Source organism: Vitiosangium sp. GDMCC 1.1324, assembly GCF_003044305.1.
Classification (GTDB): domain Bacteria; phylum Myxococcota; class Myxococcia; order Myxococcales; family Myxococcaceae; genus Archangium.
Genome location: NZ_PZOX01000005.1, coordinates 612888 through 626352, shown reverse-complemented (window position 1 = coordinate 626352; position 13465 = coordinate 612888). Strand labels below are relative to the sequence as shown.

Below are 13465 nucleotides of genomic sequence, written 5' to 3'. Positions count from 1 at the left end.
TTGTCCTCTACCGGACTGGAGCAGACAGGCGGGCTCGGCGAGGGTGCGCGGAGTTTGCACCTCGCCGGGCCAGGGAGAAGGATGTGACCTCGATCATGCCGCGCAAGGGGCCGAGCTCGTGAGCGAGCCTTCCACCGTCCAGGCGAAATCCACCGCGCCGGAACTGGCTCGCGAGTCCACGGGCCCCGAGCTGCTCATCAGCAACCTGCTGCGCTTCGGCGTGGTGCTCAGCCTCTCGCTGGTGTCCGTCGGCATGGTGGTGACCTTCTTCCACCACCCCGACTACTTCTCCTCCGCGCAGGCCCTCCGGCGTCTCACCGCCCCGGAGCATGCGCCTCATTCGCTCTCGGACGTGCTCGCGGGCGTGGAGGCCATCCGGGGGCAGGCCTTGGTGATGGTGGGACTGATGGTGTTGATCGCCACACCGGTTGTCCGTGTAGCCCTCTCACTCCTCGTCTTTGGTCGTCAGCGCGACCGCCTCTTCATGGCGGTGACGTTCGGGGTGCTCTGCCTCCTGCTCCTGTCCTTCGTGCTCGGCAAGGGTGAGTGAGCGGGCGGCTCGAGTGAATAAAGTAGCGGCACGTCCGTTGGGGAAAGGGTCGTTCCCCCCTCTTGCTCCCCCGAGGGATCTCATGCGCCATCCGTTGATCCGCTACCTCCTGGTCGCGAGCCTTCTGGTCTGTAGTCAGGCCCGCGCCGGTGTGGTGGCCCTGACCCTCCGTCCCGAGGCGAAGGCACTGGATACCCTGGACTGGCGGCACGCCACGGCGCGCGAGCTGAAGCAGGTCACCTTCCCCGCCGGGATGCCGCTCTACGCCTCGGTCGAACTCGGCTTCCAGGAGCCCGCCGCGCGCGGACTGCCCTGGCGGCTGATCTTCAACTCCGTGCAGAAGATCACCGTGGTGGTGAGCGCCGGGGGGCAGTCCCGCAAGGCGTACCTGCTCGTGGACGAGCAGGGGCGTGGAGTGGCTATCGAGCCCACGGGGGAGGACGGAAAGAAGGCCGAGGTGCGCCTGGCCGGGGCCGATTCGGCGCAAGGGCCCGTGGCGGCGCGCTTCGGCATTCCCATCTCGGCTCCGATGCCGGTGGATGACCACGTGGAGATCTCCATCGGTGTGGCGCTGCTTCCCTCGTTCGGCAGACAGCTCTTCGAGGATCTGCTGGGAGCCGCGACGGCGAGGGCCAGGGGCGCCATCACGGGCGTGATGGGCGACGAAGCGGGGGATGGCTTCAAGAAGTCGTCGGACCGCGCGCTGGCGTGGATCGAACAGACGGACGAGCAGCTCGGTCAGCCCCTCGTCCTGAAGCGGCTCCAGGCGTGCCGGGACAGTCCGTTGACTTGCGGTGGGGTGCTGGGCTCGCAGGTGGTGGTGGTGACGGAGGCGGATGGTTCCGCCGAGGACTTCGCCTCCACGCACGAGGTGCGGGACGGCCAGCTCCGTGTGAGCGCGAGCGGCAGCCGCTATCCGGAGTTCGCCGTGTTCGCGCGCCTCCAGGTGGAGCCGCTGCCGGCGACGGTGTTCTCCCGGGAGTGCGCGGCGGCGCTGGAGCAAGGCGCCTGGAGCGGGAAGCCGGGGCTCGCGGAGCGCTGTCCGGTGGAGGGGCTCGCCGCGGCCCATCAGCCGCGCTTCCTGCGCTTGCGCAATGCGCTCGAGCGTCTCCAGTCGGAACTCGGACGGGAGGAGATGGCGGTGCGGGTGTACGAGTTGGCGAGCATCCACGGGGAGGTCTGCGGGCGCGGCGACACCCAGCTCCCTGTCGAGAGCCTCCCCTGTCGGACGGCGCGGGCCGTGCTCGAGAGCAAGCCCCGGTCCGACCTCTTCGCGCTTGGCGAGGCGCTCGTGAAGTACCGGCGGGAGCTGGAGACCCTGGCGTCATTGCCCGTCGGGGGCCCGTCGTCCTGCAAGCAGGAGCGCGAGCTGCGCGAGCGGTTCCAGCGGGCCTCCCAGGCCTTCCTCGGCGCCGCTCCGGCATGTGCCTTCGACGCGGACGACCTGCCGCACCCTCTGCGCTGTGGGGGTCTGCCCTCCATCGAGTCGTTGGTGGCGAGCCTCGGGCGCAAGCGGGGCGAGCTGTTGGATGCGTGCCGCGAGCAGGGCCTGTGTCGTGGCGAGCCCGTCGCGGAGCCCGCGCTGCGTATGACGCTCGAGGCCGTCTGCTCACGCGGTGTCGGCCAGGCGCCCGCGTCCCTCACCATCGACACCTCCCCCGTCGTCGCGGCATTCGAGGGCTCCAGCCCGGGCGGGGTGAAGGAGCAGCTCGACGCGACCACCACCGAGCGCGTGCTCGCGGCCGTCCGCACGCGCGCGGATCCGACCGGGGCTCTGCCGGAGACCGAGGTCTGGCGGACCCTCATGGCCACGCTCCGCCAGAACCTGGATGCCCTCTATGACGAGTACACCGCGGCCCGTCAGCTATCGGATGAGCTGGCCGAAGGAGAGACCGCCGCCAGCCGGCAGGTGGCGCGCGAGTTGATGTCGCTCGTCGGCTCCATCCGGGCCGATTCGCCGGACGCCCTGGAGCGGACCCTCCACTCGGACCTGGAAGAGCTCCGGCGGCTGCCGCACCCCTTCGCCCGGCTCTTCAAGGGAGGCAAGGGGCACTTCGTCCCCGTCCAGGGGGCCGCTCGTGACATCCGGCTCGGCCGGAGCGCGCTGTACCGGCGCCTGGTGCAGGACCTCGATGCCGTGAGGCAGCGCCCGCCACAGGTCGTCGCTCCGGTGCAACAGCGCCCTCCGGTGAGTGCACCGGCCGGTTGAGTGGCGCAGAGCGCCAGCCGTGGCCCTCCCGCTACCGCCCGTTGTCGCTCGCGGTGGCGTGCCGCACCTCCCTGCCCGCGGCATCCGGGACCGGAGCCGAGGCGCGCTCCCACGCCGTGAAGAGGAGCATCCCGCCCAGCATGGAGAGGGTGAACAGCACTGCCTCCCTGCCGCCGGTCGCCAGCGCGGTGAAGGCGGGGCCCGGGCAGTAACCGGCGAGCCCCCAGCCCACGCCGAACAGCGCGGCCCCGGTGACGAGGCGCCCGTCCACTCGCGTTCGGGAGATGGCAGGGAAGTGGGCGGCCAGCACGGGCGCCTTCCGGCGGCGGATGAGGCGTTGGAGGACGGCGTGCACGCCGAGCGCGCCCGCCATGACGAAGGCCAGTGAGGGATCCCACGCCCCCGTCACGTCCAGGAAGCCCAGCACCCGGGAGGGTTGCGTCATGCCGCCCAGCCCGAGACCCAGGGCGAAGAGGAGCCCGGCGATTCCCGCGGTCCACACGGCCTTCACTGGCCACCTCCCAGCACGTGGCGCACGACGAAGACGGTGAGGGCCCCCGTTGCCATGAAGGTGAGGGTGGCCACGAGGGAACGTGTGGCGCCACGGGCCAGTCCGCACACTCCGTGGCCGCTGGTGCAGCCGCTGCCCAGCCGCGTGCCGAAGCCGACGAGCAGGCCCGCCACCACCAACCCGATGGCTCCGGGGCGGGCGGAGGACTCCAGCGACGCGGGCCAGAGGACGCGCAGCAACAGGCCTCCGGCCACGAGGCCCGCGAGGAACGCCAGCCGCCAGCCGAGTTCTCCACGCGTGGGGGGAAGCAGCCCGCCAGCGATGCCGCTGATGCCAGCGACACGGCCGTTGAAGAGCAGCAAGAGGGAGGCGCTCAGCCCGAGGAGGGCGCCTCCCAGGAGGGGAAATACCATCGGGGTCATTCGATGCCACCTGAGGGGGTTGAGGGATGAGGGGGTCGAGGGATGCGCATCACAATGGCGCCTGGTCAGGTGGAGGATTCGGGGTCGAAAAGCTGGCGGAAAATCATCGTTCAGGTCTCTGCCCTGTGAGAGCCAGGAGCCTGCGAAAAGGATTCATCACCCCGAACCGGGCCAGGATGAGAGACGTCCGAGACGAGGGAAGGGCACGATGGCAGGCAGGACGGATGTGGAGCTGATGGAGGCTGCGAGGGCCGGAGACGAGAAGGCGCTGGACGAGCTGCTCGCCCGGCACGAGCATCAGGTGTACCGGTTCGGGCTGCGCATGTGCGGCTCGGAGGAGGACGCCAGGGAGGTCCTCCAGGAGACGTTGCTGGCCGCCTTCCGAGGGCTCCACTCCTTCCGAGGGGAGGCGGAGCTGTCCACCTGGCTCTACCTGGTGGCGCGCACCTGGTGCTCGCGCTTGCGGCGCCGGCGGGTGGGGGCTCCCGAGGACTTCCAGCCGCTCGACTCGCCCGCCGCGAACCTCGTTCCCTCCGAGCGGAGCACGCCCGACGAGGTCTCGCACGCCAGGCAGATGGGAGAGGTGTTGCAGGCGGCCATGGCCGCGTTGCCCGAGAGCCTCCGCGAGGTGCTCATCCTCCGGGACGTGGAGGGCCTCTCCGCCGAGGAGGCCGCGCGTGTGGTGGGAATCGAAGTGGGGGCCCTCAAGAGCCGGTTGCACCGGGCGCGCCTCCAGCTTCGAGAGCACCTGGCCACCCTCCTGGGTGACGAGCGGCAGGTGGCCGGTCCCGGGTGTCCGGAGCTTTCCCAGGAACTCTCGGAGTACGCGGCCCAGGAGATCGATCAAGCCACCTGCGTGCGCATCGAGGAACACCTGTCGCGCTGTCCGCGATGTGCCCAGGCCTGTGAGGCCCTCAAGCGCACGGTGTCCTTGTGCCGGCGCATCCCGGGTGACGAGGTGCCCGGGCCCGTGCGCGCGGCGGTGCGGCAGGCGCTCCTTGGAGCCACGTCCCGGCAGCCGTGAGACGGGCCCGGGGTGCTCCCTCGGGGGGCGGGCGGAAGAGCGTGAGGGCAGGCATGTCCCGAGCGCGCTTCCTACCTTCCTGTGGCGTGGGCATCCTTCACCACTCCGAGCACCCCTCCGAGCGGACGACTTCGTTTCCCGAGGCGGAGCTCCCCCGGCGCACATCTCCCCCGCTTGGCGGCATCCTGCGCGGCCTGGCAAGGGCGGAGAATCGCTTCTGGGGGCTCGTCGTCGCGGTGGGCCTCATCTCTGGCCTGGGAGCGGTGGTGCTCCTCAAGGTGCTCCGCTTCACCCAGCACCTCTTCTGGCGCAGCGAGGTGGAGGGGTTCCTCGCGGGCGTCATCGCCTCACCCCCCTGGCGCCGCTTCCTCGTGCCGGTGCTGGGCGGAGCGCTCGTGTCCCTGATGACCCTGCTCGTCGGGCAACCCCTGCGCGGGCATGGGACCGCGGGCATCATCGAGTCCATCTGGGTGAAGGCGGGCCGCCTGTCTCTCTTGCGAGCGCTCTTCCGGGGCTTCGTGTCGATCATCGCGGTGGCACTGGGGGCGCCGCTGGGCCGCGAGGGTGCGCTCCTCTCGACGGGGGCCGCCAGCGGCTCCGCTCTCGCCCATCGGTTGAGGCTCCCCTCGGGGCAGGCTCGCCTCCTGGTGGCGTGTGGGGCCGCGGCGGGCATCGCCTCCGCCTACAACGCCCCCATCGGGGCCGCGCTCTTCGGACTCGAGGTGTTGCTGGGCAGCTTCGCGCTCGAGCTGTTCGGCCCCATCGTCGTCTCCTGCGTGGTCGCGACGCTCGTGTCGCGCGCCTTCGTCGCCGACCGTCCCATCTACGTCATCCCGCACTACGTGCTGACACACCCGCGCGAATTGATGCTCGCGCTCCTGCTGGGCGTGCTGATGGGAGCCGCCTCCGCCCTCTACGTGCGTGGCATCAATCTGCTGTCCGACAGCCTGGCCCGGGCACCCGACTGGCTCCAGCCCTTCCTGCCCCTGGTGGCCATGAGCCTGGTGGGCCTGGCCGCCATCTGGCTGCCGTATCTCCTCGGTAACGGCTACGACTCGGTGAACGCGGCGCTGCTCGGGAAGATGCCGTTGCTCCTGCTCGCGATGCTCCCGCTGGCGAAGCTCCTGGCCACATCGTTGTGCGCGGGCGCGGGCGTTCCTGGTGGTCTCTTCACCCCGTCACTCTTCTACGGTGCCCTGCTGGGAGGCGCCTTCGGAGCGGGGGTCGGGGTGCTGTGGCCCGGTGGGGCTCCGAGTGGGGCCTATGCGCTGCTGGGCATGGTGGCCGTGCTCGCGGGCACGACGCATGCGTCCGTGTCCTCCGTGCTCCTCATCTTCGAGATGACGGCGGACTACGATCTCATCCTCCCGTTGATGCTCTGCGCGGTGATCTCCGCGGTGGTGAGCCGCTGGCTGGAGCCAGAGTCGCTCTACACCTCGGTGCTCAACCGCCGCAACGTGCGGATGCCCGCGACCGTCCCCCAGTGGCTGCGCGAGGAGGGGGCCCGTGCCTTGTTGAAGCCCGTGGAACAGCGGATCAACCCCTCGGCGCCCTTCCAGGAGGTGGTGGTGCTGCTGCTCGAGCAGCCTCCTGGTGCGGACCTCTACGTCACGGATTCGCAGGGCCGTCTGCTGGGGGTCATCGTGCTCGATGCGCTCAAGGGGCACCTGCCGGACCACACCCTTCTGGAGGCCACGGTAGCCGCGGACGTGATGGACGTGAACGTGCCCGTCATCACCCCGAGCTTCTCCCTGGCCGAGGTGGCCAGGAGCTTCGGGAAGACGACGCTCGAGCGCTTGCCCGTGGTGGATCGCGACCGGCGCCTGCTGGGGACGGTTTCCAAGAGTGACGTGTTGCAGAGAGGGCAGTTCTGACGGAGTGCGCCGGAGACGTTGGGATGGACGAGAGAGTGCGCGCGTGGAGCATCGTGGCGCTGAGCCTGCTGAGCGTGATCCTCATCTACGTCCTGGTGCGGACACCTCCCGAGGTGCAGAAGGCTTCAGCCCACGCGCCAGTTCCCCAGGCTCAGGCCGTGCCAGGGAGCCCACAGGCTTCCCAGCCAACGGGAGTCTCTCCAGACGTCTACCGGGGGTGGCCACTCTTCTTCGGTTGGCCCCTGCCCGAGGTGCCTTCGGGTTCGGGCGGCGAGGGCTCGGGCAGCGGGGGCTCGGGGGCGGGGACTCCCGTGCCTCCAGTGCCGCTGAAGCAGGAGCCCCCGCCTGCGCAGGGCCATTAGAACCGCGCTTCAGAACCGCACTTCGGTCTGGAGCTTGATGCGGCTCTCCGTGGGCTTGTGGGTACCGGGGCCGCCGACGTCGGCGCCGTAGCCCTGGCTTTCGTAGTCGACCAGTCCCTTGACGAAGCCGTTGAACCGGTAGCCCACGCCAGCGATGAGCACCCGGGTGTCGTTGTGGTCGAGCGTCGTGTCGGGATCCAGCAGATCATAGCGGGCCAGCAGGTCGAGCCCGCTGACGGCCGGAGCGAATGCCCCCACGTTGAGCACGCCGAAGACGCTGAGGCCCTGGCCGTGCACGATGCTCTCGGGCCCCACCGTGAAGCGGCCACTCACCTTGGGCTGGGAGTCGCGGACGACGAAGTAGTCGGCCGCCAGGGTGAGCGGCTGGCTCTGGAGCCCGATCTCGCCGATGACCCGGCTCTTCACGCGCGCTCCGAGTCCCGCGTCGTCGTACTCGCCATAGGAGCCGTACCCGGTGACGAAGAGGCCGGCGGCCAGTCCACCCATCGAGGCGAGCGGATTGAGCGTGAGGCGCGCCTGGACCTCCTTGCGCTTGGCGATCTCCGCGACCCGGAATCCCTCGCCGTTGTTCACGTTGACCTGCCAGCTGCCGTGCTTGGAAGGCAGTGCACCGCCCAGGGCCAGGCCCAGGTCCGACGAGGCGATGTAGCCGAACCGGTCCAGCGCCACGGGGCCCTGCAAGCGGTAGCCCCACAAGTCCTCCGCGTAGGGCACCCACGCCAGCGGGATCATCCCCGCGCGCAACCACGAGCCCGCGCCGAGCAGGTTCTTCAACTCGAGGAAGACATACTTGGCCTCGGCGAAGAAGACGCTGTTGGTGCCGCTGTTGCGGGTGTCACCGGCGTCCAGCGTCACCTGGAAGCGCGAGTTGTCGGTGAGCTGGTATTCGCCCTGGAGGTAGAGCCGATCGAGCGCGAACTGGTTGGCGTTCTTGGACGGCCCGTCCAGCTCGTAGGAGTAGCGGAGGTAGGCCTTGCCCGACAGCTTCACGCGCTCGGTCCAGCTCGTGGCCTTGGCCTCGGGCTTGGTGGTCGTGGTGTCCTTGCCCGACTCCGTCTTTTCCGGAGGCGGCAACTGCGCGCCGGTGGGGGAGGTGGGCGCCGTCTCCTGCGGCTGGGTGGCCGGAGCGGACGCGGTGGAGGTGTCGGTGGCCTGCGCCAGCGCGGCGCTCGATGCGAGTGTAGCGAGGACGACGAGGGTGCTTCGTTTCAAGGTGGGGGGCTCCGAGATGAAGATGCGCGGCGATGTAGTGCCGGCCGGGCCCCTCGCGCTGAAACAATTTCGTGACGCTCAGTCTGTCATTGTTGGTATGCCATTGGTGGTGGTTGCAATGGTTGGGCGCTGCAATTGTTGGTAGCGAAATGACAGACGCGCCGGGGTGCCAGCGCTGTCGTAGTACGAGAGCATTTGCAGCTTGAAGAACTGCCCGCGGCTGCTGCGCACCACGTACAGCAGCCCGTCGCGGGTGACGAGCTTGTGCTGGACGATGTCGTAGGCGTACCAGCCGCCCTCGACGCCGCTGAACACCGGCTCCGAGGCGTCCTGCTGATAGCCCTGGGTTGGGGCCGTCGTAAGCGCGTCCCAGCTCTCGCCCTCGAGCACCGCGACCTGCACCTCACCCGTCGGGTTGCCGCCTCCACCGTTCATCGTGATGACGTAGCGCTGGAAGGACAGATCCCACCCGTTGGTGTCGAAGGCCTCGTCGACCTTCATTTCGCGGCCCTCGTCGATGTCGAAGAAGACCGTGGCGGACTTGTTCGTCGCGTCGATGATGGCGACGCGGCTCCCGTCTTCCTGCGCCGTCACCTCGACGAGCTGCCCGGTGGTGGCCTGGCCGTCGAACGGGTAGTCCTCGCGCAGGTCCGGAGCGCAGCCCGCCACCGCGAGCCCGAGCAGCAGCACCGTCTCGTGTATTCGCATCCGCATGTGGACCTCAGTACTCCCACTGGACGCCGCCCAGCACGCCTCGCGGCGGCCGCGGGTTGAACTGCTGGTCTCCCGCGTTGAGCAGGTTGTAGCCGTTGACGAAGACCTCGAACCCGCTGCGCAGCCGGTAGGCGACCTTGGCCTCGAGATCGAAATACGCGGGCGACCACACCCGCTGCTCCTCGCCGAAGCCGAGCACGTTGGCCATGCCGCCATCCGAGCCGAGGTAGTACGGCCGGCCGCTCACCCACGAGCCGCGCACGGTGGCCTCGAGGTCGAGCGGTCGGTAGCGCGTGGAGAGCTGCGCGTTGACGCGATGCCGCGAGCGGCCCTCCAGCGGGCGGTCGCGCGTGAGGTCCTTCGCGTCGAGGAACATGTACCCCAGGTCCAGGTACGTCGAGCGCACGGGCAGGCGGAAGCGCCCGTTGAGCTCGAAGCCCTGCGTGTACGCCCGGGCCACGTTCTCGTAGTTGTAGGTCACCGGATCATCCGGGTTGGGCTCGCCGGTGGCGGTGACGTTGATGAGGTTGTTGAGCCGGGTGTGGAAGCCGCTCGCGGAGAGGAGCCACCCGTCGATGGGCGGGCGCCAGTCCACGCCGACGTTCACCGCCGCCGAGTGCTCGGGTTGGAGGTCGCGGTTGCCCGCGACGATGTAGCCGATGCCCGGGTTGGAGAAGCGCAGGTACAGCTCCTGGAAGGACGGCGGGCGGAACCCGAGTCCCACCGAGGCGCGCACCGTGAGGGCGGGGCTGGTGTCCAGCTTGATGGCGAGCCGAGGTGAAGGTGCTCCGCCGAACTGAGAGTCCAGGTCGAAGCGGAAGCCCGGCGCCACCTTGAGCTTCGGCCCCGAGCCGTCCGAGGACAGCGCCACATCCCACTCGTCCTGGAGGAAGGCACCGCCCCGGATGCGGCTCACGGGGCTCTGCTCGAGCCGCATGGACGTGAGCCGCTCGCCGAGCACTTCGATGCCACCGGTGAGCGTGTGGTCGCCCAGGTGGTGATCTGCCTGGGCGACGCCCTCGTAGAGCCGGGTGAAGTTCTGCGAGTAGTCGTCGAGCGCCCGCGAGCCGCGCTGGTCCTGCAGGAGCTGCTCGCGGAACAGGCCGAAGTGTCCCCGGACGAGCAGCGAGGTGCCGCCGGCGAGCTGCTTTCCTCCGCCGAGCGAGACGTCGAACTGCTCCTGCCGCTGCCGCCGGTCGAGCACGGCGCCCGAGGGGTTGAGATCGACGGCGTTCTCGTTGCGCAGGTTGTACTGGCTGCGCAGCCACAGACGGGAGCGCTCGTCCGGCGCATAGGCGAGGGCCACATCCCCATCGACCCGTTGGAGGCCCGCGCCGCTCGTCGCCGCGTCCGCGGGCACCCAGTCGTAGGGGTTGCGGGTGCGGTAGCCGCCGCCCACGCGCACCTCGAAGGGACCCTGCTTCGTGCCGGCGTTCGCGCGGAAGTCACCTTCCAACAACGTGCCGAACGAGCCCCGGGCGTCGAGCTCCAGCGGGCGCTGCACGCGGCGGGTGATGAGGTTCACCACGCCGCCGATGGCGTCCGCACCGTAGAGCGCCGCCGCCGGTCCCTTGACGATCTCCACCCGCTCCACGTCGCGCAGGTTGAAGCGTCCCAGGTCGAGCGTGGTGCCCACGCGGCCGCTCACGCGCTCGCCGTCGACGAGCACGAGCACGTACTCCGGATCCAAACCTTGCAGACGCAGGCCGGTGCCCCGGAAGTTGTGGACGAGCTCCACACCCGGGTGTTGCTGGAGGAGCTGACCCAGATCCCTGGCGCCGACGGCGTCGATCTGCTTGCGGGTGATGACCTCGGTGGCCACCACCGCGTCCTCCAGCTTGCGCTCGGCGCGCGAGGAGGTGACGACCGTCTGCTTGCGCCGGTCGGTCTCCTCGGGCTCGGGCGGGGCCGGGGGAGGGGTGGGTTCGGAGATGGATGGCCCGACGACGTCCGGACTGGGGACGCCCGCGCCGGGCTGCTGGGGGTCGATCGGCTGGCTCACCACGAGGGCGGCCACCAGGGGGAGAATCACGGGCCGACTCTCGGCCGGATGCCCCTTGCCGTCAATGGGGGCGGCGGGCCACACCGGGGGAGGCTGCCTGCCCCTCCGGTGTGGCCCTGGCGCTCCGCCGCTATGGCATCAGCACAGGCGCCGGGACGGTGTGGGCGAAGCCCACTCCATCTCCAATCGTGAGGAACCAGTTGCTCCCCCAGCTGAACAGCTCGCCATTCTTGCGGATGGCCAGGGAGTTGTCGCCAGCCGCTGCGATGGCCCTCATGTGCTTCAGCCCCGGGACGGGTGCTGGCATGTGCCGGGGCGCCAGGGTTCCATCACCGAGCTGGCCATACCCGTTGTAGCCCCAGGCCCAGACGGTCCCATCCTCGCGCAGTGCCAGGCTGTGCAGGCTCCCCACGGCGATGCTCGACACGTTCGTCAGGCCCGGTACTCGTGCCGGGATGCTTCGGCTGGTCTCCAACGTGTCCCCGAGCTGACCATAGTTGTTGTAGCCCCAGGCCGACGCGGTGCCATCGGCGTGCAGCGCCAGCGAGTGGCCGTAGTCGGTCGCGATGGCCACGACGTCCGACAGACCCTGGACCTGGACGGGCGTGAGATGGCGGCTCGTCGTTGTGTCTCCGTTCTGGCCGAAGTTGTTGGCGCCCCAGGCCCACACGGTGCCGTCGCGGCGCAGCGCCATCGAGCGGAAGGAGCCGGACGCGACGGCCACGATGTCCGACAGGCCCTGGATCTGGGCGGGCGTGAGACTGGGGCTCGTCGTTCCGTTTCCGAGCTGGCCAGCGGTGTTGCCGCCCCAGCTCCACACCGTGCCATCCTGGCGCAACGCCAGGACATGATCCCCATTGCTCGTCAGGGCGGTGACGTTCGTCAATCCCTGCACGGGCAGGGGGGTGATCCGGGAGGTGCGCGTTCCATCCCCGAGCTGGCCGGAGGAGTTGCTGCCCCAGGCCCACACGGTGCCGTCCGAGCCCAGCACGAACGAGTTGGACCTCGCGGTCTCCACGGCGACCGCGTCCGCGATACCGAGCACCTGTCCCGGTTCGGCGCGCGTGGACTTCGTCCCATCCCCGAGCTGGCCATCGAGGTTGAAGCCCCAGGACGACACGGTGCCATCCTCGCGCAGCACGAGGGCATGGAGGGTGAGCGAGGCGGTCACTCCATGCTTCACGGCCTTGAGCCGCACGGGGGTGTCTCGGAAGTTGGAGCCCGTCCCGAGCTGGCCCATGGAGTTGTCTCCCCAGCCCAACAGGGTGCCATTGGCGCGCATGGCCAGCGATTGGTTGCTGCCCGCGCCGATGGCCACCGCGTCCTCGAGCTTCGAGACCTGTACGGGCGTGTTGCGATGAGTGGTCGTCCCATCACCGAGCTGGCCGAGGACATTGAAGCCCCAGGACCACGCGGTGCTGTCCTGGCGCAGTGCCAGCGAGTGATAGTCCCCCGCCTCGAGGGTGACCACGTTCGTCAGGCCCGGCACCGGGGCGGGCGTGTTGCGCTGCGTGGTCGTCCCATCACCGAGCTGGCCGTAGCCATTGTGGCCCCAGGCCCAGACGGTGCCGTCCTGGCGCAGTGCCAGCGAGTGGAAGTTTCCCGCCTCGAGGGTGACCACGTCCGTCAGGCCCGGCACCGGGGCGGGCGTGTTGCGCTGCGCGGTCGTCCCGTCACCGAGCTGGCCGGAGCCATTGTGGCCCCAGGACCAGACGGTGCCATCCTGGTCCACTGCCAGACTGTGGCGGTAGCCGGCGGCGATGTCCGCCACGTTCTCCAGTCCCTGCACCCGCACGGGCGAGGACCGCATGTCTTTCGTCCCATCACCGAGCTGGCCGTAGCCATTGTCGCCCCAGGACCAGACGGTGCCGTCCCGGCGCAGTGCCAGCGAGAAGTAGGCACTTGCCTCGATGGCGACCACATCCGTCAGGTCCGGAACCTGGACCGGAGTGAGGTTTCTTCCCGGCAGACCGGTGCCGAGCTGGCCGAAGGAGTTGTTGCCCCAGGCCCAGACGGTGCCGTCCCGGCGCAGTGCCAGGCTGTGGAATTCGCCGTTCGCCACGGCCACCACGTCCGAGAGATTCTTCACCCGCTGCGGCGCGTACCGGGTCTCGGTGGTTCCATCCCCGAGTTGGCCCTCCTGGTTGTTGCCCCAGGCCCAGACGGTGCCATCCGGGTGCACCGCGAGCGCATTCAGCATGCTGGCCGAGATCGTGTCTCGTGAGGCCGGCACCAGCGGCTTCGGTGGGCATTCCGCGTGCCTGGCGTCCGCGCCCGCCGCGGAACCCGTCCACAACATGATGCCGAGCAACGGCGCCAGTAGTGAGCTCCAATGGTTTCCTCTTCGTTGCATGTCATCCTCTCTCGATCCCCACTTGGCGCTTCAGGCAACACGAGGCCCTGACGGTCACCGACCGCTGCTAACGACCTGGAAGGATCTCGTGCGCCGAGCGCCGCTCAGCAGGGGTCGTGCCAGAGCAGGCAGTCAGGCAAGCCCTTGCAATCACGGAGCACGGCTTGTGCGTGCCAGGAGTGCAGTGACGTTTTTCGTCGAGGGGTGACCG

General features: G+C 69.5%; 11 protein-coding genes. 5 read left to right on the top strand and 6 right to left on the bottom strand.

What is annotated here, in order from left to right; translation table 11 throughout:
- The first annotated feature begins 118 nt into the window (after positions 1–118).
- Both DAT35_RS18560 and DAT35_RS18555 read left to right on the top strand, forming a co-directional pair.
- Positions 119–550, top strand: coding sequence for a DUF1634 domain-containing protein (locus tag DAT35_RS18560; protein ID WP_108068459.1), 432 nt, complete (start codon positions 119–121; stop codon positions 548–550).
- 82 nt (positions 551–632) lie between these two features.
- On the top strand, positions 633–2759 hold the full coding sequence (locus tag DAT35_RS18555) for a hypothetical protein (protein ID WP_108068347.1): 2127 nt from the start codon (positions 633–635) through the stop codon (positions 2757–2759).
- Positions 2760–2790: 31 nt separating this feature from the next.
- Here the strand turns inward: DAT35_RS18555 and DAT35_RS18550 are convergent, their stop codons facing one another.
- Positions 2791–3270 carry a YeeE/YedE family protein gene (locus tag DAT35_RS18550; protein ID WP_108068346.1) on the bottom strand — a complete coding sequence of 160 codons (480 nt, stop codon included), beginning with the start codon at positions 3268–3270 and terminating at the stop codon, positions 2791–2793.
- Entirely contained in the window at positions 3267–3692 is a 426-nt protein-coding gene (locus DAT35_RS18545; protein ID WP_108068345.1) for a YeeE/YedE family protein, read from the bottom strand. The genes DAT35_RS18550 and DAT35_RS18545 overlap by 4 nt, the downstream gene beginning before the upstream one ends.
- 208 nt (positions 3693–3900) lie before the next feature.
- On the opposite strand from DAT35_RS18545, the gene DAT35_RS18540 reads away from it, so the two are divergent.
- The 3 genes from DAT35_RS18540 to DAT35_RS18530 are packed head-to-tail and all read left to right on the top strand — an operon-like array spanning position 3901 to position 6952.
- Positions 3901–4716: a sigma-70 family RNA polymerase sigma factor gene (locus DAT35_RS18540; RefSeq protein WP_108068344.1), complete on the top strand. Its 816-nt coding sequence runs from the start codon at positions 3901–3903 to the stop codon at positions 4714–4716.
- Between the two features lie 53 nt (positions 4717–4769).
- Positions 4770–6590 carry a chloride channel protein gene (locus DAT35_RS18535; RefSeq protein ID WP_108068343.1) on the top strand — a complete coding sequence of 607 codons (1821 nt, stop codon included), beginning with the start codon at positions 4770–4772 and terminating at the stop codon, positions 6588–6590.
- Positions 6591–6613: 23 nt separating this feature from the next.
- A complete protein-coding gene (locus DAT35_RS18530; protein WP_108068342.1) occupies positions 6614–6952 on the top strand; it encodes a hypothetical protein in 339 nt (112 codons plus the stop codon).
- 9 nt (positions 6953–6961) lie between these two features.
- Here DAT35_RS18530 and DAT35_RS18525 read toward each other — a convergent pair whose 3' ends face one another.
- The 4 genes from DAT35_RS18525 to DAT35_RS18510 form a co-directional block, all read right to left on the bottom strand.
- On the bottom strand, positions 6962–8185 hold the full coding sequence (locus tag DAT35_RS18525) for a hypothetical protein (RefSeq protein ID WP_108068341.1): 1224 nt from the start codon (positions 8183–8185) through the stop codon (positions 6962–6964).
- Between the two features lie 78 nt (positions 8186–8263).
- Positions 8264–8899, bottom strand: a complete 636-nt coding sequence (locus DAT35_RS18520) for an HmuY family protein (RefSeq protein ID WP_108068340.1) — start codon at positions 8897–8899, stop codon at positions 8264–8266.
- Positions 8900–8906: 7 nt separating this feature from the next.
- Positions 8907–10931 (bottom strand): TonB-dependent siderophore receptor, encoded by a 2025-nt coding sequence (locus tag DAT35_RS18515; RefSeq protein WP_158501769.1) that lies wholly within the window; start codon positions 10929–10931, stop codon positions 8907–8909.
- A 100-nt stretch (positions 10932–11031) separates the two neighbouring features.
- The gene (locus DAT35_RS18510) at positions 11032–13101 is read right to left on the bottom strand and encodes an RCC1 domain-containing protein (RefSeq protein ID WP_233261540.1); all 2070 of its coding nucleotides are present in this window, start codon (positions 13099–13101) and stop codon (positions 11032–11034) included.
- Positions 13102–13465 lie beyond the last annotated feature (364 nt).